Source organism: Pseudomonas sp. M5 (assembly GCF_016907075.1).
In the GTDB taxonomy this organism is placed as follows: domain Bacteria; phylum Pseudomonadota; class Gammaproteobacteria; order Pseudomonadales; family Pseudomonadaceae; genus Aquipseudomonas; species Aquipseudomonas putida_E.
Window position 1 is genome coordinate 4,075,184 of the sequence record NZ_JAFBBH010000001.1, and the last position, 23,761, is coordinate 4,098,944.

Below are 23,761 nucleotides of genomic sequence, written 5' to 3' on the forward strand. Positions count from 1 at the left end.
AATGGAGTAGCGAAGTGACCGAACTGACCCTCAAGCCTGGCACCCTGACCCTGGCCCAGCTGCGCGCAATCCACGCCGCACCCGTGCGCCTGCGCTTGGACGCCAGCGCCGATCAGCCGATCAACGACAGCGTCGCCTGCGTCGAACAGATCCTTGCCGAAGACCGCACGGCCTACGGTATCAACACCGGCTTCGGCCTGCTGGCTTCGACCCGTATTGCCAGCCATGACCTGGAAAACCTGCAGCGCTCGCTGGTGCTGTCCCACGCCGCCGGTATCGGCGCGCCGCTGGACGACGACCTGGTGCGGCTGATCATGGTGCTCAAGATCAACAGCCTCAGCCGTGGTTTCTCCGGCATCCGGCGCAAGGTGATCGATGCGCTGATCGCCTTGGTCAACGCTGAAGTCTATCCGCATATACCACTCAAAGGCTCTGTCGGCGCCTCCGGCGACCTGGCACCGCTGGCGCACATGTCGCTGGTGCTGCTCGGCGAAGGCAAGGCACGGTACAAGGGCCAATGGCTGTCGGCCACTGAAGCCTTGGCCGTCGCTGGCCTGGAGCCACTGACCCTGGCCGCCAAAGAGGGCCTGGCGCTGCTCAATGGCACCCAGGCGTCCTCGGCTTACGCCTTGCGCGGCCTGTTCTACGCCGAAGACCTGTACGCCGCCGCCATCGCCTGCGGTGGTCTGACCGTTGAAGCGGCACTGGGCTCGCGTGCGCCATTCGATGCACGGGTGCATGCCGTGCGTGGTCAGCGGGGCCAGATCGATACCGCCGCCTGTTTCCGCGAACTGCTGGGTGATACCAGCGAGATTTCCCAATCGCACAAGAACTGCGACAAGGTTCAGGACCCGTACTCGCTGCGTTGCCAGCCGCAGGTCATGGGCGCCTGCCTCACCCAGTTGCGCCAGGCCGCCGAAGTGCTCGGCATCGAGGCCAACGCGGTGTCGGACAACCCGCTGGTGTTCGCTGCCGAGGGCGATGTGATCTCGGGTGGCAACTTCCACGCAGAGCCTGTAGCCATGGCCGCTGACAACCTGGCCCTGGCCATCGCCGAAATCGGCTCGCTGAGCGAGCGCCGCATTTCGTTGATGATGGATAAGCACATGTCGCAGCTGCCGCCATTCCTGGTGGAAAACGGTGGGGTCAACTCCGGCTTCATGATCGCTCAGGTCACGGCTGCGGCCCTGGCCAGCGAGAACAAGGCCCTGTCGCACCCCCACAGCGTCGACAGCCTGCCCACCTCGGCCAACCAGGAAGACCACGTGTCGATGGCCCCGGCTGCAGGCAAGCGCCTGTGGGAAATGGCCGAGAACACCCGCGGCGTGCTGGCCATCGAATGGCTGGGCGCCTGCCAGGGGCTGGACCTGCGCAAGGGGCTCAAGACCTCGGCCAAGCTGGAGCAGGCGCGCCAGGCGCTGCGCAGCGAAGTGCCGCACTACGACCGTGACCGTTTCTTTGCGCCGGATATCGAAAAGGCCGTCGAGCTGTTGGCCAAGGGCAGCCTGACCGGCCTGCTGCCGGCAGGCGTTCTGCCCAGCCTGTGATGCCTTTGGGGCCGCCATGCGGCCCATTCGATCTCACGACCACAAAAACAAGATCAGGACGTGACATGCAACAAGCTCAAGGTCTCAAGCGTGGGCTATCGGCCCGCCACATCCGTTTCATGGCGCTCGGTTCCGCAATCGGTACCGGGCTTTTCTACGGTTCGGCCTCTGCCATCCAGATGGCCGGGCCGGCCGTGCTGCTGGCCTACCTGATTGGCGGCGCAGCCGTGTTCATGGTCATGCGCGCCCTCGGCGAGATGGCCGTGCACAACCCGGTCGCCGGCTCCTTCGGCCATTACGCCACCACCTACCTCGGCCCCATGGCCGGCTTCATCCTCGGTTGGACCTACGCCTTCGAAATGGTCATCGTCGCCATCGCCGATGTCACCGCCTTTGGCATCTACATGGGCTTCTGGTTTCCTGAAGTGGCCCGCTGGATCTGGGTGCTGGGCATCGTCTTCCTGATCGGCGGCCTGAACCTGTGCAACGTCAAGGTGTTCGGCGAGATGGAGTTCTGGCTGTCGCTGCTCAAGGTCGGTGCCATCGTCGCGATGATCCTTGCCGGCCTTGGCATCATGGCCTTCGGCTTCAGCCAGGTTGGCACCGGGCATGCGGTCGGTTTGAGCAACCTGGTCGAGCACGGCGGCTTCATGCCCAATGGCGTCGGCGGCTTGATCGCGTCCTTCGCGGTGGTCATGTTCGCCTTCGGCGGCATCGAAACCATCGGCGTCACTGCCGGTGAGGCCAAGGACCCGCAACGGATCATCCCCAGGGCCATCAATGCCGTGCCGTTGCGTATCCTGCTGTTCTACGTACTGACCCTGTTCGTGCTGATGTGCCTTTACCCGTGGCCGCAGATCGGCAGCGAAGGTAGCCCCTTCGTGCAGATATTCAGCAACCTGGGCATCGGATCGGCGGCGGCAGTGCTCAACGTCGTGGTGATTTCCGCTGCGGTTTCTGCCATCAACAGTGACATCTTCGGCGCGGGTCGCATGATGTACGGCCTGGCCCAGCAAGGCCATGCGCCACGCGGCTTCAGCCAGCTGTCCAGGCACGGAGTGCCGTGGATGACCGTGGTGGTGATGGGGGCTGCGCTGTTGATTGGCGTGGTGCTCAACTACCTGATCCCCGAGAACGTGTTTCTGCTGATCGCGTCCATCGCCACGTTCGCCACCGTGTGGGTGTGGTTGATGATCCTGGTTACCCAGGTTGCCATGCGCCGCAGCATGAGCCGCGAGGAAGCGGCCCGGCTCAAGTTCCCGGTACCGTTCTGGCCCTACGGCCCGGCCATGGCCATTGCGTTCATGGTGTTCATCTTTGGCGTGCTCGGTTACTTCCCCGATACACAGGCAGCGTTGCTTGTCGGTGTGATCTGGGTGGTGTTCCTGGTTGCGTCCTACCTGTTGTGGTGCAAGCCGCGAGCAGGGCAGGGCGAGGTGGCCCAGGCAGCGGCCGAGCTGCATCGCTAGTTCAGGAGATTGCATATGAGAACCCTCTGGCAGCACTGCCATGTGGCAACCATGGTGGACGGCCGTTACTCGATCATCGAGGACGCAGCGATCGTTACCAGCGGCGGCGTGATCGAATGGCTCGGCCCACGTAGCGAAATGCGGCCGGTCGAGGCGCAACGTACGGTTGACCTGGGCAATGCCTGGGTCACCCCCGGGATGATCGACTGCCACACCCACGCCGTGTTCGGTGGCAACCGCAGTGGCGAGTTCGAGCAGCGCTTGCAGGGTGTAGGTTATGCCGAAATCGCTGCGCAAGGCGGGGGCATCGCCAGTACCGTGCGGGCCACCCGCGCGGCCAGCGAGGATGAGCTGTTCGCCAGTGCCCGCGAGCGGGTACAGGCGCTGATGCGCGATGGTGTAACCACAATCGAAATCAAGTCCGGCTACGGCCTGGACCTGGCCAACGAGCGCAAGATGCTGCGTGTGGCCAGGCGCCTGGCCGACGAATTGCCGGTTGCTGTGCGCGCTACCTGCCTGGCCGCCCACGCCTTGCCGCCGGAATATGCCGGTCGCGCCGACGACTACATTGCGCATATCTGCGACCAGATGCTGCCTGCACTCGCCGCCGAGGGGTTGGTGGACGCCGTGGACGCGTTTTGCGAGCACCTGGCGTTTTCCCCGGCGCAGGTCGAGCGGGTGTTCATCAAGGCCCGCGAACTGGGCTTGCCGGTCAAGCTGCACGCCGAGCAGCTCTCGTCGCTGCACGGCTCCAGCCTGGCAGCGCGCTACCAGGCGCTGTCGGCCGACCACCTGGAATTCATGACCGAGGAAGACGCCGTGGCCATGGCCGAGGCTGGCACTGTCGCCGTGCTGCTGCCCGGCGCGTTCTACTTCCTGCGCGAAACCCAACTGCCTCCAATGGACGCCTTGCGCCGCCACGGCGTGAGGATTGCCCTTGCCAGCGACCTCAATCCTGGCACATCGCCAGGTCTGTCGCTGCGGCTGATGCTGAACATGGGGTGCACGCTGTTTCGCATGACGCCGGAAGAAGCCCTGGCTGGCGTTACCATCCATGCCGCCACGGCGCTGGGCATGGGCGACACCCATGGTTCGCTGGAGGTCGGCAAGGTGGCGGACTTTGTCGCCTGGCAGATCGAGCGCCCCGCCGACCTGGCCTATTGGCTGGGCGGCGACCTGCCCAAGCGCGTGGTGCGCAAAGGCCATGAAATATCCCACTGAGCGAGGCGAGATGGACAAGGTACTGAGCTTCCACCAGGGCCGTTTGCCCCTGCTGATCAGCATGCCCCATGCGGGGCTCAAGCTGACCCCGGCCGTGCGCGACGGCCTGGTCGACGAGGCGCGCAGCCTGCCGGACACCGACTGGCATATCCCGCGCCTCTACGATTTCGCCCATGAGCTGGGGGCCAGTGTGGTGGCGGCAGAGTATTCGCGCTTCGTCATCGACCTTAACCGGCCGGATGACGACACGCCTTTGTACGCAGGTGCAACCACGGGCCTGTATCCGGCCACACTGTTCGACGGTGCGCCGCTGTTCAAGCAGGGGCAGGCACCCTCTGCCGACGAACGGGCCACTTACCTGGAGCAGATCTGGCGGCCATACCACGCCACCATCGAGCGCGAACTGGCCCGCCTGCGTGAGCAGTTCGGCTACGCCCTTTTGTGGGACGCACACTCGATCCGTTCGCTGATCCCGCACCTGTTCGACGGCAAGCTGCCGGACTTCAACCTGGGTACCTTCAACGGTGCCAGTTGTGATCCTGAGCTGGCGCAGTGGCTGTCGGGCGTGTGTGCCGAGGCGCCGGGCTACAGGCATGTACTCAACGGGCGTTTCAAGGGCGGTCACATCACTCGCCACTATGGTAATCCGGGCAACCATGTCCATGCGGTACAACTGGAGCTGGCGCAGAGCACCTACATGGAGGAAACCGAGCCGTTCGCCTATCGTGCGGACCTGGCGCAACCGACTCAGGCAGTGTTGCGACGTTTGCTGGAAAGCGTGTTGGCCTGGGGCTTACGGCGCTACGGGAGTTGAGCGAAACGGGGCGGCCCGCGCACCGCGGCCGCCCTGCACGCTATTGCTTACTCGGTCGATGAGCGGGGTTTGCGATCAGGATCTGCAAAAGACGTAAGCTCGCGAATCAGGCGCAGCTCGCGCGCCTGTTTGTTGCGTTCCAGTGCCTGGAATTCGTCGCCCAGCGTAGCGATTGGCCTGTCAGGGTACTGATCCGGCAGTTCAAGTATCTGGGCCTGGTAGATATGCTCGATGTCTGCAAAACGTTCAGCATGGGCTTGGCGCAAGTGCTGGACCCACCTCTGGTTACCGGCGGCAAAATTCAGGAAATCCTCTCCCAACTCGCTGCGCTGCACTGCCAACTCCGCATACGCCAACTCGTCGATATTGGCATTGATGGCATAGCGCAGGGTGTCTTCGGGCTGGCCCAGCTCAAGCGGGGTATTGAGCTCACGGCGGTAGGTAAGGCGAACTTCCGCTTCGTCCCGGTTGGCAGCCTCGCTCTTGGCAATCTCATCCAGTGCTTGCAGGCGATACAGGCGCCGCAGTTCCCGATAAAGGTTGCCCTCGCTATCGGCCGTATCGATCTGCAGGCGCTGGTTGGCGATGTACAGTTCGATGTTCTGGAACACCAGCAGAGCGCCGTCGTGGCAGGTCTGGTCACCATTGTCCTGAACAAGTGCTTCGTTGGCCTGATGGTTGAACAGCGCAAGGTCGTCCAGGTTGACCACTGCACTGACCAGGACCTTGCGTACGCGCCCGCAGAATGAAACGCGGGTCTTGCCATTCTGGTATGGGGCCGAGTTGCGCAGACGGCCTACCAGCGCCAGAAGATTTTCGGCACCCCCCGATCGCTGCAAACTCTCCCAACTGTCCCTCAGGGCTTGGTTCTCGATGTCCGAGGCAAGCAGCCAGTTTTCCACGTTGGGGACATCGGCAGCTGGGTCCAGGAGGGGCAGGTGGTTATGACCGACTATCCCGCCGTCTCCCGATGACTCGCTCATGCTGTCTGACAGATCGATGCCAAAGGTGAAACTGTGCTGGCTGTTTGAAGATGCACGGGCACGCATGACCGCTTCGTCCGTCAGCGGATTGCTGAACAACAGAATCGAGCTGATGGGGAAATCGTTGTCCAGGTTGGCCAGTATGTGGGCCGGCAGTTCGGTAAGCCGGTTTTCGCTCAGGTCCAGCATCTCCAGTGGGAACAAGCTGTCTACCCAGGCCGGCCACTGCTCAAGGCCCATGCTGTTGAGGTCGAGTCGGCGAAGTGTTTGCAAGGCCTGAGGAGTGTGTGCGATCGCCCCCATTCGGTTGCCCGTGAGGTCCAGCGAGTTGAGGGTGGGTAAGCCGCCCAACGTGTTGATCACGTTCTGGTCGATCAGCAGGCCTGACTGGCGCAAGGCGATGTCCGTCAACCCCGGCAAGCGCAGAAGCGCAGAAGGCAGTGACTGCTCGGCTTGTCGGTAGTTGTCGATCGTCAGGCGCGTCACCCGTGGGAACCGGCTCAGCAATCCATCGAGCTGTGCCGTCGTACCACTGACGCGCTCAAGCGCAAGGTTATGCACCTGTGCGATGAAGAAGGCCGGCAAGCGTCTTGGAAAATGCGCCAGGGCAACATCATTCAGGCGTAAAGCCGCGCGTGTCAGCCCTGTTTCCTGGTAATGCCAGAACTCGTTCAGTGCCGCAGCGATACGGGTTCTGGCAGTCATTGCCGTTTGGCTGACTGGCGCGCTTGAGCTTGAGGCATTCACATAGTTATCGATGGCGTCGCGCAGTTGCTGGCGCTGCTGCAACTGGGCAGCCAGAAGCGTTCTGAACGCATCAGACTGGTCCATCTCAAAACGTGAGGCGCGGCCATCTTCGCTCAACATAACGCGGCGTATATCATCCTCGAAGAGCGGATTGCCCTGCATGGAAACCAGCGCGTGCTCGGCAATGTTGATTCGGTTATCCCGCAAAAGGTGCGGGAGGAGTCTGATCTGGTTGTTGCGCAGGCCAATGTGCCGAACCTGAGTCAGGGTGTTGTAGCCAACGCCCTCTGGCCAATGATCCAGTGCCATGTCGTCCAGGCCCAGGTAATCGAGTGTCAGTTCATTGAAGAGTGGGGGATGCTGCCCCGAAAATCGGTTACCGCTCAGGTCCAGTCGTCGCAGCCGTGTGAGCCCTGCCAGGCTGTCGATGTCTGTTGAGGACAGCGTGAGATTCTGGTTGGTCAGGCTCAGTGTTTCGAGCGCCGGTAGGCGCTGGGCAATCATGGGCAGGCTGAACTGGAATGCTGAAGGAGTTCCTTCAGGCCGGTAGGCGCGGCTGATCTCCAGCGATCTCAGGTTGGCAAACTGTCGGACCAGGCTGTCCAGTTGCGGACCGTGCTGGTTCCAGCCTTCATAATGTTCGGGTGATGTTTCAATCAATTGCAGGTCCGTGACGCTGGCGCTGAAGAAGTCCGGCAGTTCAAGAGGAAACTGCGCCAGGGATAGGCGCTCGAGACGAAGCGGGGCGATGGCTTCGCTGGTCGCCAGGAACGCACGCTCATACCAGTGCTGGGAGATGGCGTTCATCAACCGCTCCAGGCCATCGGTGCTCTGATGAGATCCTTGTGCGGCTTGTCGACGCCAGTCGTCCAGCCGGCTTTGCAGTCGGTCGCGTTGCTCCATCAGCCCGCTGAGCATCTCATCGATCTGAGCGCGGGTCAGGTTTCTGTTTTCCAGCGCGGCCATGATCTGCTCTGCGGGCCGTGGTACGGGAGTGTGTTGGCCGATCCGGCGTATGGAATTGAGCAGCGTCTGCCTTGAAGTGCTGCCAGCGCGGGGGCGGGTGCCGCCCAGCGGGTAGCCCAGCCGCCCATCTGCCAGGCGCATGGGCGAGCGAAAGCCCGGTGGCACGCCCTGCATGCCCAGCACCCGGCGCAATATCGCCCGTGGCAAGAGAGGCGCGTGTTGAATCCTGCTTCTGAGTGCGTGCATGTCCTCGATCGCCAGCGCCTGCCTTTGCTCGGCAGTGAGTACCTCGAACAGCGCCCCATGCAATGAACCGTGGACGCAAAGCTGATCGTCGGGGCGGGTACTGTCCATGACTACGTAACCTGCCCGGGCGCTGATGATCGACTTGCTTGCTGGCACCTCACTGGCGCCGATCTTGTCGATCTGGGCCGGCGAGTTCTGGCGCTGTTCGAGGGTGATGCCGACCTCGCTTGGCCAGCCAGGCAGTTGCTCGAGGGTGTGCAAGACCAGCACGTCGGTATCCCAGTTGCGTACACCTTCCAGATAAAGCCCTTCATAGGCGCGATTCAACCGTACCTGTTGCGCAAGGCAGCGGACTTCTTCGGCGAGCCGTCTGGGGACTTTGCCAGTGGTCAGCTCACCCTGTTCGAAGGTATTGGCATGGCGCAACAACTCCTCGGTGAGGGGTGCCGGAAGCCGCGGATAGCGAGCCTGGATGACATCGGCGCCGGGCACCTGAGGCGCGGGCAGCTGACGATAGCGCCTTTCGAAGGCTGCATGGAGTTGGTTGGGCTCGGCCAGCTCAGGCAGGTGCTTGAGTGTCTGGTAGAGTTTGAAGCGAGACAGGGTGTCTTCCAGTTGTGCGGGTAGCCGCTGGCTGTTGCAGAGCGCATGGCGCAGAACATCTTCCTGGGTACCACTCACCCGCAGTATGCGCAGGGCGGTTTCATCGTCGAAATGCGCGCCAAGGTGGCCGGCACGTCTGAATAATTGCAGTTCTGGCCATTGCTCGGGCCTTTCTGCCGGTAGCAACCAGGCGCCAGCACCGTTGTGGCGTAGCGGCGGTTCATGGCTCAGGGCCTTGGCGGGGTGCACCAGGCGGTACTCACCATTTTCAGATATCCGTTTGACCGAATAGGTGCTGTCTTCGACTGCCAGCCAGGTCTTTCCAGCATGGCGATACAGGCCGGATTCATCCGGCAGCAGGCCAGCCGGTAGCACGACGTCATGGGCGTACGGGCGGGCGTCTGGTCGCCACAGGCGGCTACTGCCATCGGGCATGAGCACGGGCTCGAGCTCTTCGATGAACGAGGGTGTTTCCACGGAAATCTTCTCGACGGCCGGCCTGCCGTCGGCCGCCCCTGTTGCTACGGCCACAGTGGTTAAGGCAACGTTCTCGACAATATCCATCAGGTAATCGAGCGCTTGCTCACCGTCGCCGTCAGCCCAGCTTTCGAGGCCCTCGAAAACCTCGTAGCTCAGCTGAATGAGCGACAGACCGAGCATCAACTGCCCCAAGCCCGGTACGACGAAGGCGCCAATGTTCAAGGCGCCAGAGGTCAGCTGGGTAAAATAGGCCCTGCGTTTTTCGGCGCTTTTCTGGTCTTCCTGGGCCGTGGAAACGGCATGGAACGAAGCATCGTCCATGCGTCGTTGGCGTTTCTGGCTGACCAGTTCGTTGGGTAGTGGCCGGTTGAAGGGCTGTAGCGTTACCGGTACCCAAGCCTGCGGGTCACGAATACGCCTGGCTTGTTCTCCCTGGTGCGCCGGCGCTGGCAGCAGCAGGGTCCAATCCAATGGTTGTAGACAGTCGCGCAGCTTTTCCATGAAGCGGCCACTGTCACGCGCCGGCACGCCTTGTCGCAGATGGCTGAGTTGCATTGCCCACAGCTGCTCGCGCAAGTGCGCCTGGACTTCATGAACGGTAGCGTGCACTTTCAGCGGGACCCCTGCGCCGGGCAGGTACGTTACCAGCACGTTCTTGTACGCAAGACGGGTTGCGTCGTAACTCAGAAGCAACTCTGGAGAGGGTACGAGGCCTATCATCAGCGCACCGGTCAGGGATATGTCAAAGAGCTTGAGAAAGGCGCACCGCATGGGGCTTTGCAGGTAGTGCGCCTCGCCACCTCTGGCGAGCGTCAGCAGAGCCTCATACAAGGGCAGGTCGATCATGTTGCCCAGGTAAGCCCTGTGCAGCTCAAGGCAAAAGGCGCACTGCTCGGCGTTGCCGAGCGTCTCGATAACGCTTGCGCTCCCAACGTCGGTGCCAGGGTGATAAATGGCGTTGAGCAAAGCTTGATAGGTGCCGCCGATGTCCAAGTCGCGCACTAGCGAGGCGAAGGCCTGCGGGGCTATCTGAACCAGGTTTCCGGTGGGCAGGTGCGCCAGGAACTGGTTGTTGTCGAGTATCACGGACTCCAACGTTTGGCCATCGAGGCCGCCAGGCTGGGCTTCGGCAGCTTCAAAATTCTGCAAGGCGCAGTGCAGCAGGCTTTGGGTAGCCAGTTTGAATGCCCGCTGGGCAGTGGTGAGCGGGTCCCCAGTCATGTTGGCTTGGTAGGCTTCGGCTTTGCCGGCGTTGAACAGGTAGGTCCGGGTGACATCCAGCTCAAGATTGAAACGCTCCTTGATCGCCGAGCCCAGCCGCTCCCTGGCGAACGCCGCCAGGTCGGGAAGCAGGGCGAACAGTGCGCCAGCTTCGCTTTCGGCCTTGCGGTACGTTTCATATTCCTTGACCAGCCGGTGGGCGTCAGCCGGTTGCCTCTGGCAGGCTTCGGCGAACCAGGGTACCGGGGTGCTCACGGCGGCGCGCATGTGCTGATGGGTTTCAGGCGTGGCAGTGAGCATCCAGGCCGGGATCTTGCCCTCTATCAGGGCCTGGGGGTGAAAAGTGTCATCGCTTCGGGATGACCTTGCATCGGGAAGGTGCGTCATTTACTGGCCTCGCGTCATAAAGCAGCGAGGCTATCGAGCGCGGTGGCGGGCATGTGCATAACATGATCTACCCACAGACACATGCTCAAAGCGCAATTCAGGTTTATGATGCCCAACGGCAGACTTAATCCTCACACGGAGTGCGCAATGCAGACCCTCTACCCTCAGATCAAACCCTACGCCCGGCACGATCTGGCCGTGGAAGCGCCGCATGTGCTGTATGTCGATGAAAGCGGCTCGCCTGAAGGTCTGCCGGTGGTGTTCATTCACGGTGGCCCGGGCGCGGGTTGCGATGCCCAGAGCCGTTGCTATTTCGACCCCAACCTGTACCGCATCATCACGTTCGATCAGCGCGGTTGCGGCCGTTCCACCCCGCACGCAAGCCTGGAGAACAACACCACCTGGCACCTGGTCGAGGATCTGGAGCGCATTCGCGAGCACCTGGGCATCGACAAGTGGGTGCTGTTCGGCGGCTCCTGGGGCTCGACCCTGGCCCTGGCTTATGCCCAGACCCACCCCGAGCGGGTTCACGGCCTGATCCTGCGCGGCATCTTCCTGTGCCGCCCGCAAGAGATCGAGTGGTTCTATCAGGAGGGCGCCAGCCGCCTGTTCCCCGATTACTGGCAGGACTACATCGGGCCGATTCCGCCGGATGAGCGTAATGACCTGGTCAAGGCATTCCACAAGCGCCTGACCGGCAACGATCAGATCGCCCAGATGCATGCCGCCAAGGCCTGGTCCACCTGGGAGGGCCGCACTGCCACCCTGCGCCCCAATCCGCTGGTGATCGACCGCTTCTCCGAGCCGCAACGGGCCTTGTCCATCGCCCGCATCGAATGCCACTACTTCATGAACAACGCGTTCCTTGCACCCGACCAGTTGATCCGCGACATGCCCAAGATCGCCCACCTGCCGGCCGTGATCGTGCATGGCCGTTATGATGTGATCTGCCCGCTGGATAACGCCTGGGCGTTGCACCAGGCATGGCCCAACAGTGAGCTGAAGGTGATCCGCGACGCGGGCCATGCGGCGTCCGAGCCTGGGATCACCGATGCGCTGGTACGGGCAGCCGATCAGATGGCCCGTCGCCTGCTCGATTTGCCGCTGGAAGAAGCATGAAGGGGCTGCTGCAGCGTGTACGCGGCGCGCGGGTAGAGGTGGCGGGTGAAATTGTCGGCGCCATCGACCAAGGCTTGTTGGTGCTGGTGGCGGTAGAGCCTGAAGATACCCGTGAACAGGCCGATAAGCTGTTGCACAAGTTGCTCAACTACCGCGTTTTCAGCGATGAGCAGGGCAAGATGAACCTGTCCCTCAAGGATGTGGGCGGCGGTTTGCTGCTGGTGTCCCAGTTCACCTTGGCAGCGGACACCCGCAGTGGCATGCGTCCGAGCTTTTCGACGGCTGCGCCGCCAGCGCTCGGTGCCGAACTGTTCGACTATCTTTTGCAGCAGGCCCAGGGCCAGCATGCAGATGTGGCAAGCGGCCGATTCGGTGCTGACATGCAGGTGCACCTGGTCAATGATGGCCCTGTGACTTTTCTGTTACAAATATGAAGGAAAAAACGGCCTTGGTTGCGCGAAACAAGGTGTTTTGTACGATAAATAGTTGATCCAGCCTGATGCGTTGTAACGCATCCTGCTGGATAATCGCGCGCTGTTAGGGCCTGCGTTCGCAGGTTCGTTTTACTCTGACTCGAGCATTGTCTGGAACCGTTTGGGGAATCATTACGCCCTCACGGGGTCCGAACAGTGCTCGCCAACCCGGCATTTGTCGCTGGCCGTTGGTTTCATGATCTGTTTTCGGCGAGGGTTGCTCGTGATTGTTAGTCCCCATAAAGCATCTAGAATCCCCGGCAATCGGCTGCGCAAGGCCCTGATGGCCAGTGCCGCACTGGTCGGCCTGATGAGCGCGGGCCAGCTGTGGGCATTCAATCTTGACGATGTTGCAGCCAAGGCAAAGGATCTCGCCGGCCAGAAGTACGAAGCACCGAAAAGCAATCTGCCGGCAGTCTTCCGCGACATGAAGTTCGCCGACTACCAGAAGATTCGCTTCCTGCAGGAAAAGGCCGAGTGGGCCAAGGACAAGACGCCGTTCAAGCTGTCCTTCTACCACCAGGGCATGCACTTCGACACGCCGGTGAAAATCAACGAAGTCACCGCCACCACCGTCGAGGAAATCAAGTACGACCCGAACCGTTTCGAGTTCGGCGACGTGCCCCACGACCCGGATACCACCAAGAACCTGGGCTACGCCGGTTTCCGCGTGCTTTACCCGATCAACAAGGCCGACAAGCAGGATGAAATCATGACCCTGCTGGGGGCCAGTTATTTCCGTGTGGTCGGCAAAGGGCATGTGTACGGCCTGTCGGCCCGTGGCCTGGCCATCGACACCGCGCTGCCGTCGGGCGAAGAGTTCCCGCGGTTCACCGAATTCTGGGTCGAGAAACCCAAGCCGGCCGACAAGCACCTGGTGATCTACGCCTTGCTGGATTCGCCGCGCTCAACCGGTGCCTACAAGCTGATCCTGCGCCCGGGCAACGATACCGTGGTCGATGTGCAGTCCCGCGTGTTCCTGCGTGACCACGTCAGCCGTCTGGGCATCGCGCCGCTGACCAGCATGTACCTGTTCGGCCCTAACCAGCCCTCCAAGGTCATGAACTATCGCCCGGCCCTGCATGACTCCGAAGGCCTGTCGATCCACGCCGGTAACGGCGAGTGGCTGTGGCGCCCGCTGAACAACCCCAAACACCTGTCGGTGAGCAACTTCAGCGTCGAGAACCCGCGCGGTTTCGGCCTGATGCAGCGTCATCGCGATTTCAAGGATTACGAAGACCTCGACGACAACTACCAGAAGCGTCCGAGCGCCTGGATCGAGCCTAAGGGCGACTGGGGCAAAGGCACCGTCGATCTGGTCGAGATCCCGACTGCCGACGAAACCAACGACAATATCGTTGCCTTCTGGAGCCCGGAAACCCTGCCGGAGCCGGGCAAGCCGTTCGAGTACGACTACCGCATGCACTGGACCATCGACGAGTCGCGTTTCCAGGCCCAGGAGCTGGGTTCGGTTACCCAGACCATGCGTTCCACCGGTGACGTCAAGCAGTCCAACCTGATCCGTCAACCAGACGGTAGCGTAGCGTTCCTGGTCGACTTCGCCGGCCCGGCCTTGGCAGCCCTGCCGGAAGACGCCGCGGTACGCAGCCAGATCAGCGTCGGCGACAACGCAGAAGTGGTCGAGAACAATCTGCGCTATAACCCAGAGACCAAGGGCTGGCGCCTGACTTTGCGGTTGAAGATCAAGGAAGCCAAGAAGGCTACCGAGATGCGGGCCGCACTGGTCAGCGATGTTCCGGTCGAAGCGGCCAAGCCTGCCGAAGAAACCAAGCACGACAAGACCGCAGCCAAGCATGGCAAGGCTGAAAAAGCCGCCAAGGCCGAGCAACCTGCCAAGGCCGAACAACCTGCCGCCGATGCGGCATCCACCAACGGGACCCCGGCCACCACCGAAAAAGTGCTGACCGAGACCTGGAGCTATCAGTTGCCTGCCGATGAGTAACTCAAGCGCAAGGCCGGAATCGCTTGGCGAGTACCTGGCCCACCTCCCACTGAGCGATGAGCAGCGCGCGGAACTCGCCAGTTGCACCTCGTTCAGTGAGTTGCACCAACGCCTGGCGGGCAATGCGACCGCCACCACCACTGAGGCCGTGCAGGCCTCGGTGGGCCCGCGCCTGACTGTAGGCAGCGCGGCCGAACTGGAAGATGCCCAGATGCTTGGCGTCGACGGCAGCGGCCGGCTTTGCCTGAAGATCGCACCGCCGATCAAGCGTACCCGGGTCGTGCCCGAGCCATGGCGCACCAATGTGCTGATCCGCATGTGGCGGCGCATGACCGGCCGCCCCAACGCGCCGCAGCCGCCAAAGCGCGAGTTGCCGCTGGCGCGCTGGCGCACGGTCGGCTCGATTCGCCGCTATATCCTGCTGACCCTCATGATCGGCCAGACGCTCGTCGCCGGCTGGTACATGAAGGGCATCCTGCCTTACCAGGGCTGGTCGTTCGTCGACCTCGACGAAGTGGTCAACCAGCCACTGTGGGACACCGTAGTGCAGGTCTGGCCGTATGCGTTGCAGACGTCCATCCTGATCCTCTTCGGCATCCTCTTCTGCTGGGTGTCGGCGGGCTTCTGGACGGCGCTGATGGGCTTCCTCGAGCTGCTCACCGGCCGCGACAAATACCGTATCTCCGGCAGCAGTGCCGGCAGCGAGCCGATCGCTCCTGAAGCACGTACCGCGCTGGTGATGCCTATTTGCAACGAAGACGTGCCGCGCGTGTTCGCAGGGCTGCGGGCGACCTTCGAGTCGGTCGCCGCCAGCGGCAACCTCGACCGTTTCGATTTCTTCGTGCTCAGCGATACCAACGACACTGACATTGCCGTGGCCGAGCAACAGGCCTGGCTGGACGTGTGCCGCGAGACCAAAGGCTTCGGCCGCATCTTCTACCGCCGCCGCCGCCGCCGCGTGAAGCGCAAGAGCGGCAACCTCGACGACTTCTGCCGTCGCTGGGGTGGCGAATACAAGTACATGGTCGTGCTCGACGCCGACAGCGTCATGAGTGGCGAGTGCCTGAGCAGCCTGGTACGCCTGATGGAGGCCAATCCGGACGCTGGCATCATCCAGACCGCGCCCAAAGCGTCGGGTATGGACACGCTGTATGCGCGCATGCAGCAGTTCGCCACGCGCGTGTACGGCCCGCTGTTCACCGCCGGCCTGCACTTCTGGCAACTGGGCGAGTCGCACTACTGGGGCCACAACGCGATCATTCGCATGAAGCCTTTCATCGAGCACTGCGCCCTGGCGCCGTTGCCTGGCAAGGGCGCTTTCGCCGGCGCGATCCTTTCCCACGACTTCGTCGAAGCGGCGCTGATGCGCCGTGCCGGCTGGGGCGTGTGGATTGCCTATGACCTGCCGGGCAGCTATGAAGAGCTGCCGCCGAACCTGCTCGACGAGCTCAAGCGCGACCGCCGCTGGTGCCACGGCAACCTGATGAACTTCCGCCTGTTCCTGGTCAAGGGCATGCACCCGGTGCACCGTGCGGTGTTCCTCACGGGCGTGATGTCTTACCTGTCGGCGCCGCTGTGGTTCTTCTTCCTGGTGCTGTCGACCGCGCTGCTGGCAACCAACACGCTGATGGAGCCGCAATACTTCATCGAGCCGTACCAGCTCTACCCGCTGTGGCCGCAGTGGCACCCGGAGAAGGCCGTCGCGCTGTTCTCCACCACCATCGTGCTGCTGTTCTTGCCCAAGCTGCTCAGTATCATCCTGATCTGGGCCAAGGGCGCGGTCGAGTTCGGCGGGCGGTTCAAGGTCACCTTGTCGATGCTGATGGAGATGCTGTTCTCCATGCTGCTGGCGCCAGTGCGGATGATCTTCCACACCCGCTTCGTGCTGGCCGCATTCCTCGGCTGGGCTGCGACCTGGAACTCGCCGCAGCGTGACGACGACTCCACCCCGTGGAGCGAGGCGGTACGTCGCCACGGCCCGCAAACCCTGTTGGGTATTGCCTGGGCGGCGCTGGTGGCGTGGCTGAACCCGAGCTTCCTGTGGTGGCTGGCGCCGATCGTTGGTTCGCTGGTGCTGTCGATCCCCGTTTCGGTGATCTCCAGCCGCACACGCCTGGGCCTGGCGGCCAAGGACGAGAAGCTGTTCCTGATCCCTGAGGAGTACGCAACGCCCCAGGAGCTGCTCGCCACCGACCAGTACACCCACGAGAACCGCTGGCATGCCCTGCACGACGGCTTCGTCCGCGCTGTGGTCGACCCTCGGCAGAACGCCTTGGCCTGTGCCATGGCCACTGCCCGTCATGGCCAGGCAGCACCGATCGAGGCGATGCGCGCCGAGCGCCTTGCCAAGGCGATCGAGGTCGGGCCCAAAGGGCTGGACCTGGGTACTCGCCTTGCCTTGCTGAGCGACCCGGTCGCCTTGGCGCGTCTGCATGCACAGGTATGGGCCGAGCACAATGCCGCCTGGATCGACGTGTGGCGTGCATCGATCAACAACGACCCACATTCGCCGTTGTTGCCGTTGCACCCGGCGGACGAGGCGCAACCTAGCCTGGTTGGCGCCTGACCGACTCTGGGGCCGCTATGCGGCCCTTTCGCCGGCTTGCCGGCGACAGGGTTTTCCAATCTTTCTCATCCCCTCGGATTTTGGCCAACAAAGTCCCCCCCGGCTCTAGGTCCCAGGGCCGCCATGCGTTAGCATCCCTCTCCGATAAGCCATGCCGGCCGGTACGGCCGTGCCAACAATAAGATTCGCTACTTTTCTTGCTAGGGGACTTGGTGATGATGAAGAAATACCTTTCGCGGCTGCTGGTCGGCGTCACGGCGCTGGTCGCGGTGGCCTCGGCCCAGGCCGGTGCCATCGACGACGCGGTCAAGCGCGGTACCTTGCGGGTGGGCATGGACCCGACCTACATGCCGTTCCAGATGACCAACAAGCGCGGCGAAATCATCGGCTTCGAAGTCGATATTCTCAAAGCCATGGCCAAATCCATGGGCGTCAAGCTGGAGACCGTCTCCACCGCCTATGACGGCATCATCCCGGCCCTGCTGACCGACAAGTTCGACATGATCGGCAGCGGCATGACCCTGACCCAGGAACGCAACCTGCGCCTGAACTTCAGCGAACCGTTCATCGTGGTTGGCCAGACCCTGCTGATCCGCAAGGATCTGGCTGGCGAGATCAAGTCGTACAAAGACCTGAACAACGAGAAGTACCGCATCACCTCCAAGCTCGGTACCACCGGCGAGATGGTCGCCAAGAAGCTGATCGCCAAGGCCACGTACCATGGCTACGACAATGAGCAGGAAGCGGTGATGGACGTGGTCAACGGCAAGGCTGATGCCTTTGTCTACGATGCGCCGTACAACGTGGTGGCGGTCGACAAGGCCGGTGCCGGCAAGCTGCTGTTCCTCGACGAGCCCTTCACCTACGAGCCGCTGGCATTCGGCTTGAAGAAGGGCGATTACGACAGCATCAACTTCATCAACAACTTCCTGCACCAGATCAAGCATGACGGGACCTACGATCGTATCCACGACAAGTGGTTCAAGAACAAGGACTGGCTGAAGGAAATGGAATAAGAAGTAGCTTCAAGCCGCAAGCTGCAAGCTGCAAGAGGAGGTGGGCCAATACGCGGGCTGCTTTTCCTTGCAGCTTGTGGCTTGCGGCTTGCCGCTTTCTGGAGTAACCCCGTGATCAAACACAAGAAAGCCCAATGGCCCTGGCATGCGCTGACGGCGCTGGTCCTGGTGGGCCTGGCGATCAGCCTGTACCTGGCCACCTCGATGATTTCCTACGAGTGGCGCTGGAACCGCGTACCACAATACTTTGCCTACAAGGCCGAGGACGTGCAGCGTGCCAGCGATTACGGCACGGTGCAGGACATCGTCGTCTCCGGCGATAACGCCCGCGTTACGCTCAAGGATGAGAACGGCGGTGAGCAGGTGCTCGATGTGGCCAAGGACAGCCTGCAACTGAGCCGCGGTGACGATGTGGCCGAAGGTGATCAGGTCGGCGTCACCCGTCACTGGGCTGCTGGCCCACTGGCCTGGGGCCTGTGGACCACATTGTGGATCTCGGTAGTGTCCGGGGCGCTGGGCCTGGTGATCGGCCTGTTTGCCGGGTTGTGCCGGTTGTCGAACAACCCGACCCTGCGCGACCTGTCGACCGTCTATGTCGAACTGGTGCGCGGCACGCCGCTGCTGGTGCAGATATTCATCTTCTACTTCTTCATCGGTACCGTGCTCAACCTGTCCCGTGAGTTCGCCGGGGTGGCAGCGCTGGCGCTGTTCACCGGTGCTTACGTGGCCGAGATCGTGCGGGCCGGCGTGCAGTCGATCGCCAAGGGGCAGAATGAGGCGGCCCGCTCGCTCGGGCTTAACGCCAGCCAGTCGATGCGCCACGTGATCCTGCCGCAGGCGTTCAAACGCGTACTGCCTCCGCTGGCCGGGCAGTTCATCAGCCTGGTCAAGGACACCTCGCTGGTCTCGGTGATCGCCATCACCGAACTGACCAAGAGCGGCCGTGAGGCCATCACCACTTCGTTCTCGACATTCGAGATCTGGTTCTGCGTGGCAGGCCTGTACCTGCTGATCAACCTGCCGCTGTCGCATCTGGCCAGCCGGCTCGAGCGGAGGCTTGCGCAAAGTGATTGAAGTCCGTGACCTTTTGAAAGTGTTCGACACCCGAGGCCAGGTAGTGCGTGCGGTGGACAACGTCACCACCCAGGTGGCCAAGGGTGAAGTGGTCGTGGTGCTTGGCCCGTCGGGGTCCGGCAAGTCGACCTTCCTGCGCTGCCTCAACGGCCTGGAGCATTTCGACGAGGGCCATGTGGCCATCAACGGGCTGCGGTTGGAAGACCCGAAAACCGACATCAACGCCTACCGCCGCGAAGTCGGCATGGTGTTCCAGCATTTCAACCTGTTCCCGCACATGACGGTGCTGGAAAACCTGTGCCTGGCGCAGAAGGTCGTGCGCAAGCGTGGCAAGGCAGAGCGTGAGGCCAAGGCGCGGGCGTTGCTGGAAAAGGTGGGTATCTCGGAGAAGGCCAATGAGTACCCCTCGCGGCTTTCCGGTGGTCAGCAGCAACGGGTGGCGATTGCCCGTGCGCTGGCGATGGAACCCAAGGTGATGCTGTTCGACGAGCCGACCTCCGCGCTCGACCCGGAAATGGTCGGTGAAGTGCTGGACGTGATGAAGACACTGGCCCAGGAAGGCATGACCATGGTCTGCGTGACCCATGAAATGGGTTTTGCCCGCGAAGTGGCCGACCGCGTGCTGTTCTTCGATCACGGCAAGTTGCTGGAGGATTCGGCGCCTGCGGCGTTCTTTGCCTCGCCGAAGGATCCGCGGGCGCAAGCGTTCCTGCGCCAAGTGCTCTGAAAGCAGCTGCAAGCTAAAGCCGGGCGGTGATGGGCGGCCCATAGCGTTCGGCTTTAGCTTGTGGCTTGAAGCTTTCAGAGGCTGAAACGCCCGACCATACCTCGCAGCTGCTGGCCCAGCTGCTCCAGCTCGCCGCTTGAAGCTGCCGTTTGTTCACTGGCCGCACTGGTCTGGTCTGACGCATCGCGCACGCTGATCACACTGCGGTTTATCTGTTCGGCCACCACACTCTGTTGCTCGCTGGCCGTGGCAATCTGCTGGTTCATGCCCTGGATGCTCGACACCGTATCGGTGATCTGGCTCAAGGCATCCCCGGCCTTGCGGCTCAGCTCGACACTTTGTTCGGTCAGGCGCTTGCTGTTGTCGAGCAGGCTGGTCACCTCGTCGGTGCCGTTGTGCAAGCTTTCGATCAATTGCTCGATCTCCTCCGTGGACTGCTGTGTACGCTGCGCCAAGCCGCGCACTTCGTCAGCCACCACGGCAAAACCACGGCCGGCCTCACCTGCTCGGGCAGCCTCGATGGCAGCGTTGAGCGCCAACAGGTTGGTTTGCTCGGAGACCGACTTGATCACATCGAGAATGCTGCCAATGCGCTGGCTTTCGCCCGCCAGATGCTGCATAGCTGCCAGGCAGTCGTCCATTTGCCTGGCCAGTTGCTCGATACGGCCAATGGCTTCAGTCACCACCTCATCGCCCTGCTGGGCCTGCTGGTCGGCGTTGGTTGCCGCCAATGAAGCTTGTTCGGCGTTTTGCGCGACTTCCTGGACCGTGGCGCTCATCTGGTTCATGGCAGTGGCGACCTGATCGGTTTCCTCACGTTGCTGGCTGATGCGCAGCTTGGTGTCCTCGCTGCTGGCAGCCAGTTGTGTGGCGGCCTGAGACAAATGGCCAACACCTTGATCTATACCGCCGATCAGCTTGCGCAGGCTCAGGGTCATTTCCTGCATGCTGGCCTGCAGCTGGCCCATTTCGTCACGACGACCCACAGGCTCCACCTGGCTCAGGTCACCCCGGGCGATGCGCGCTGCCACCGCCAGGGTCTGGCGTAGCGGCTGGGTGATCTGCAAGGTGATCAGCCAGCCGGCTGCTACGCCCACCAGCAAGGCCAGTACCGCAACGCTGGTCAACAGCGAGCGGGCGGCCAGTGCTTCGCTGTCGCGCTGCTCGACCTTCCTTTCACCCAACTCCAGGCTCACAGCACGCAGTTCGTTGCCCATCTGCTCCATTTCGCTTTGCAACTGCTCGACAATCAGGGCGGCGCTTCGATACTGACCGAGGGTGGCTCGGTACTTGCCCAGCTCGACGCCAGGCTGCTCCATCACTGCCCGCGGCAGGCCCAAGGGGGCAAGAGCCTTGATCAGTTGTTCGAGGCTTTTGTCGGCGCGTCCAGTGCAACCTCGCCGACCTTGGCGTAGTCCTCTAGCGGTGAGAAAGTGTAGGCCGGCACGAGGCTTTGCTGATTGGCCCCGTCTACGTGGCGGCTGAGGGTGTCCATCAGCCCCAGTAGGCCACCTTGTTGGGTATCGGCGGGCATTTTCAGCAATGCCTGGGTCTCGAGCTCATCAATGACGGCGTTGAGTTTTTGTTCCTGCGCCTGCATGGCCTCGCGCAGGGCACGTCGGCTTTCGACGGTACGCTGCAAGCTGGCAAAGTTGTCGTTCAGCCGCTGCAGCAGTTGCAGCTTCTGGGTGAGTATCTGGCGTGACTCGTCGACACTACTGCGTTGTTGCAGTGTCGTCAGCATGCCGTCGAGCTGTTGCAGGATGCTGCTTATCTGCGCCTTGCTGGCATCATCGGCCAGCACCCTATAGGTAATGCGCTCGGCACGCAGATCCTTGACCAGATCATTGATCCGGCCAATTTCGCTGAGCTGTTCCGAGCGGGTAATGGCGCCGTCCAGAGCGCGCCAGCCACTGACCGCGGTGGCCAAGGTTAGCAGCAGCACTACGGCGAAACCCAAGGCGAGCTTGGCGCCGACACTGATGTTGCCAATCCTGCGGTTGAGGTAGCTGAACATGGCAAGTCTCCATCCAGTTGAGTGGGTAAGCCACGCTGGCGCTTTGCCGGCATGGCACTCCTGCCCATCGGCGGATGGCTTGTAGGACTTGACCTGAAAATAAGGTAGGAAACTTCAGTAGCGCATGTAGGAATTAGTACCAGCCCTGTCGGCAGCTCGTTTGCGACAGGGCTGGCGTGGGCTTAAAGCCTGAAACGGCCAACCAGGTTCTGCAGGTGTGTGCCCAGCCGCGCAAGCTCGACACTGGAGCTGGCCGTCTCCTCACTCGCCGCCGAAGTCTGGTCGGAGATATCCCGCACATTGATCACGCTGCGGTTGATCTCCTCGGCGGTCGCACTCTGCTGTTCGGCGGCCGTGGCGATCTGCTGGTTCATCGCCTGGATCGACGACACGGTTCGGGTGATGGTCTCCAGCGAAGTGCCGGCGCGGCGGGTCAGCTCGACGCTGCTGTCGGTGAGCTGGCGGCTGGCGTCCATCACGCTGGCCACTCGCTGCGTTCCGCTTTGCAAACCGGCAATCAGCTCTTCGATCTCTTCGGTGGACTGCTGGGTACGCTGCGCCAGGCTGCGCACTTCGTCGGCGACCACGGCAAAGCCACGGCCGGCCTCACCGGCCCGCGCCGCTTCGATGGCCGCATTGAGGGCCAGCAGGTTGGTTTGCTGGGCCACCGACTTGATCACATCCAGCACGCTGCCGATCTTGTCGCTTTCGGCCTTGAGCTGGTTCATCGCCTCGCTGGAGTTGACCACTTCACCGGCCAGGCGCTCGATTTGCGCCACCGCTTCGCTGACAACCCGATCACCTTCACGCGCCTGCTGATCCGCCATGAGGGCCGCCTCCGAGGCTTGCTCAGCATTGCGTGCCACTTCATGCACGGTGGCCGCCATTTCGTTCATGGCAGTGGCCACCTGGTCGGTTTCGACCTTTTGGTTGTTGACCCCGGCGCTGGTCTGCTCGGTTACCGCCGAAAGCTCTTCGGCGGCGCTGGCTATCTGCGTGACACCGTCACCGATACCACCGATCAGTTCGCGCAGGCCTTGGGTCATGCGCTGCATGCTGGCCTGCAACTGCCCCAGCTCGTCGCGGCGGGTTGCCAGAAGGTCCTGGCGCAGGTCGCCGTTGGCCACGCGCTCGGCGGCGGCCAGTGTCTGGCGCAGCGGGACGATGATCTGCCGAGTGATGGCCCAGGCCGCGAGCAGGCCCAGTACCAACGCCAGTGCCGTGGCAGAGGCAAGCAAGGTTTTTGCCTTGCGCGAGCCTGCATCGCGGACTTCGGTCTGTGAAACCGTCATCTTCTGGCTGTTATCCATCAGCACGGTGCCTTGATCAGTCATCACCTGCAGGGCCTGATCACTGGCCGATTGCGCGCTACCGAACTGGTTGACCGCATCGCGGTAAGCGGCGAGGGCCGACATCGAGTCATCGAGGCTGGCGGCATATTCGGCGGGCAGCTTGGCCGGTAGCGCCTTGAGGTTGGTCATGGCCTGGTCGATGGCGTTGAGCGCAGTCTGCTGGTAGTTCGCTTCGCCACTGTAGGTGTAGCCGCGCACCTGGAAGCGTGCTTGCTGTAGCAGGGCACTGACCTCTACCGTGCTCTGGTAGGGCGTGATATCGCCGGCTTGCAGCAGGCGCTCCTGCACCCGGCTGATAAGCTCGGCTGCCTTGTCGGCACTGTCACCCAGTGCGCTTCGGCTGGCTTCGCGTCGCTGCCCGGCCTGCTTGAGGTCGGCGAAAGCTTGCTGATATTTGCGCACCGCCTCCTGCTGTTGCTGCAGGCGCTGATGATCGATGGGTTGCTCGATCTGGCCGAGCATGAGGCTGATCTGGCGGTCGAGGCCAGCGAGGGCTTTTTCCAGTTCGCCGATCGCCGCTTCGTTGCGATCGCGCTGGTAATGCTGACGCGCGATGCGCAGTTCCTGGGTGCCCTGGCTGATGACCGAGATATTGCCCAGCTTGTCACCACGGTCGATGATGCTGTTCATGCCTTGCCAGCCAGTGAAGGTGATGGCCAAAGTCAGTAGCAGTACCAGGCCAAAGCCCAGCCCCAGTTTGCGATTGACGCTCACATTTCCCAGCGTTTCGGTAACCCATCGGAACATGTTCGACTCCCCGGTAAACTTGG

Annotated in this window: 13 protein-coding genes and 1 pseudogene; 11 read left to right on the top strand and 3 right to left on the bottom strand. The window is 62.3% G+C overall.

The features are described 5' to 3' along the window. Positions 1-14: 14 nt before the first annotated feature. From hutH to hutG, 4 genes are all read left to right on the top strand, one after another. Positions 15-1,547 (top strand): histidine ammonia-lyase, encoded by a 1,533-nt coding sequence (gene hutH, locus JOE27_RS18570; protein ID WP_115273399.1) that lies wholly within the window; start codon positions 15-17, stop codon positions 1,545-1,547. Between the two features lie 65 nt (positions 1,548-1,612). Then, complete coding sequence (locus JOE27_RS18575; RefSeq protein ID WP_204919431.1) at positions 1,613-3,016, top strand: amino acid permease; 1,404 nt, start codon at positions 1,613-1,615, stop codon at positions 3,014-3,016. A gap of 15 nt (positions 3,017-3,031) precedes the next feature. Further along, positions 3,032-4,237, top strand: coding sequence for an imidazolonepropionase (hutI, locus tag JOE27_RS18580; protein ID WP_115273401.1), 1,206 nt, complete (start codon positions 3,032-3,034; stop codon positions 4,235-4,237). Positions 4,238-4,247: 10 nt separating this feature from the next. Next, positions 4,248-5,051, top strand: a complete 804-nt coding sequence (hutG, locus tag JOE27_RS18585; protein ID WP_115273402.1) for an N-formylglutamate deformylase — start codon at positions 4,248-4,250, stop codon at positions 5,049-5,051. 47 nt (positions 5,052-5,098) lie between these two features. Here the strand turns inward: hutG and JOE27_RS18590 are convergent, their stop codons facing one another. Next, positions 5,099-10,684, bottom strand: coding sequence for a DUF6543 domain-containing protein (locus JOE27_RS18590; RefSeq protein WP_204919433.1), 5,586 nt, complete (start codon positions 10,682-10,684; stop codon positions 5,099-5,101). A gap of 147 nt (positions 10,685-10,831) precedes the next feature. Here JOE27_RS18590 and pip point away from each other — a divergent pair, with 147 nt between their 5' ends. The 7 genes from pip (at position 10,832) to JOE27_RS18625 (ending at position 19,622) form a co-directional block, all read left to right on the top strand. Beyond that, positions 10,832-11,803, top strand: coding sequence for a prolyl aminopeptidase (gene pip / locus JOE27_RS18595; protein WP_115273404.1), 972 nt, complete (start codon positions 10,832-10,834; stop codon positions 11,801-11,803). Next, positions 11,800-12,237 carry a D-aminoacyl-tRNA deacylase gene (dtd, locus tag JOE27_RS18600; protein WP_012312380.1) on the top strand — a complete coding sequence of 146 codons (438 nt, stop codon included), beginning with the start codon at positions 11,800-11,802 and terminating at the stop codon, positions 12,235-12,237. The genes pip and dtd overlap by 4 nt, the downstream gene beginning before the upstream one ends. A gap of 262 nt (positions 12,238-12,499) precedes the next feature. After that, positions 12,500-14,239 carry a glucan biosynthesis protein G gene (locus JOE27_RS18605; RefSeq protein ID WP_204919435.1) on the top strand — a complete coding sequence of 580 codons (1,740 nt, stop codon included), beginning with the start codon at positions 12,500-12,502 and terminating at the stop codon, positions 14,237-14,239. Next, complete coding sequence (gene mdoH, locus JOE27_RS18610) at positions 14,232-16,805, top strand: glucans biosynthesis glucosyltransferase MdoH (protein WP_046785006.1); 2,574 nt, start codon at positions 14,232-14,234, stop codon at positions 16,803-16,805. The genes JOE27_RS18605 and mdoH overlap by 8 nt, the downstream gene beginning before the upstream one ends. A gap of 218 nt (positions 16,806-17,023) precedes the next feature. After that, positions 17,024-17,821, top strand: coding sequence for a transporter substrate-binding domain-containing protein (locus tag JOE27_RS18615; protein WP_046785173.1), 798 nt, complete (start codon positions 17,024-17,026; stop codon positions 17,819-17,821). Between the two features lie 111 nt (positions 17,822-17,932). Next, the gene (locus JOE27_RS18620) at positions 17,933-18,895 is read left to right on the top strand and encodes an amino acid ABC transporter permease (protein WP_012312384.1); all 963 of its coding nucleotides are present in this window, start codon (positions 17,933-17,935) and stop codon (positions 18,893-18,895) included. Then, the gene (locus JOE27_RS18625) at positions 18,888-19,622 is read left to right on the top strand and encodes an amino acid ABC transporter ATP-binding protein (protein WP_012312385.1); all 735 of its coding nucleotides are present in this window, start codon (positions 18,888-18,890) and stop codon (positions 19,620-19,622) included. The genes JOE27_RS18620 and JOE27_RS18625 overlap by 8 nt, the downstream gene beginning before the upstream one ends. Positions 19,623-19,696: 74 nt before the next feature. Here JOE27_RS18625 and JOE27_RS18630 read toward each other — a convergent pair. Both JOE27_RS18630 and JOE27_RS18635 read right to left on the bottom strand, forming a co-directional pair. Continuing rightward, positions 19,697-21,639: pseudogene (locus JOE27_RS18630) on the bottom strand (methyl-accepting chemotaxis protein). A 182-nt stretch (positions 21,640-21,821) separates the two neighbouring features. Next, on the bottom strand, positions 21,822-23,738 hold the full coding sequence (locus JOE27_RS18635; RefSeq protein WP_204919437.1) for a methyl-accepting chemotaxis protein: 1,917 nt from the start codon (positions 23,736-23,738) through the stop codon (positions 21,822-21,824). Positions 23,739-23,761 lie beyond the last annotated feature (23 nt).

Coding starts and splice junctions, on each gene's coding strand:
- JOE27_RS18575 (WP_204919431.1), top strand. CDS start 1,613: ATGCAACAAGCTCAAGGTCTCAAGCGTGGGCTATCGGCCCGCCACATC.
- hutI (WP_115273401.1), top strand. CDS start 3,032: ATGAGAACCCTCTGGCAGCACTGCCATGTGGCAACCATGGTGGACGGC.
- hutG (WP_115273402.1), top strand. CDS start 4,248: ATGGACAAGGTACTGAGCTTCCACCAGGGCCGTTTGCCCCTGCTGATC.
- JOE27_RS18590 (WP_204919433.1), bottom strand. CDS start 10,684: ATGACGCACCTTCCCGATGCAAGGTCATCCCGAAGCGATGACACTTTT.
- pip (WP_115273404.1), top strand. CDS start 10,832: ATGCAGACCCTCTACCCTCAGATCAAACCCTACGCCCGGCACGATCTG.
- dtd (WP_012312380.1), top strand. CDS start 11,800: ATGAAGGGGCTGCTGCAGCGTGTACGCGGCGCGCGGGTAGAGGTGGCG.
- mdoH (WP_046785006.1), top strand. CDS start 14,232: ATGAGTAACTCAAGCGCAAGGCCGGAATCGCTTGGCGAGTACCTGGCC.
- JOE27_RS18615 (WP_046785173.1), top strand. CDS start 17,024: ATGAAGAAATACCTTTCGCGGCTGCTGGTCGGCGTCACGGCGCTGGTC.
- JOE27_RS18635 (WP_204919437.1), bottom strand. CDS start 23,738: ATGTTCCGATGGGTTACCGAAACGCTGGGAAATGTGAGCGTCAATCGC.